The 544-nt window shown below is 37.1% G+C and carries 1 protein-coding gene; it reads left to right on the forward strand.

Annotated features, from left to right (window positions below; all coding sequences use genetic code 11):
• Nucleotides 1-132 precede the first annotated feature (132 nt).
• A partial coding sequence (locus HMPREF1551_RS11580) for an RteC domain-containing protein (RefSeq protein ID WP_021629345.1) occupies nucleotides 133-544 on the forward strand: 412 nt, incomplete at its 3' end.

The raw sequence follows: 544 nt of genomic DNA on the forward strand, positions 1-544 counted from the left end.
AGCAGCGCACGTTTGCGTGGAGCTAATTGTAAATCTCCTAAAAACCAGTTGTTTAAAAAATGAAGATTTTTTTAAGTTTGCGTATATCATTGTTTTTTCGTAATATAGCGCAATAAATTTAATATTTAATTTATGTTTCAACAAATTTTGAATCAGTTGGCTGTAAGAGAACGCCAAACCACGCTGGAAGGATCCGCCGTGGTTAAAGAATCTTTAGAAATGGTACAGTTCCTAAAAGGCCTCTTAAAGGAGGCTAAGGGAGAGGTACAGCAACGAGGTTTTACGGACCAAGCAGAAGAGATACATTTCTTCCGCAAGGTACAACCTCAAATCGTTAGCAGACTCATTTTCTATAATGAGATCTACCAGATAGAAAGTAAAGCAACTTTACTCTCTACTGAGGCAGCTAAAAAGTTTCTAAAAGACAAAGAAGCCCAATGGTTTAAAGAATCAGAGACTTTAGAAGCAACCGATTTCTTCAGCTACATTGCTTTAGGAAGAACTAATCGCGATGTAGAGTATTTTACTCGCAATTACGACTACC

This window comes from Capnocytophaga sp. oral taxon 863 str. F0517, assembly GCF_000466425.1.
Classification (GTDB): domain Bacteria; phylum Bacteroidota; class Bacteroidia; order Flavobacteriales; family Flavobacteriaceae; genus Capnocytophaga.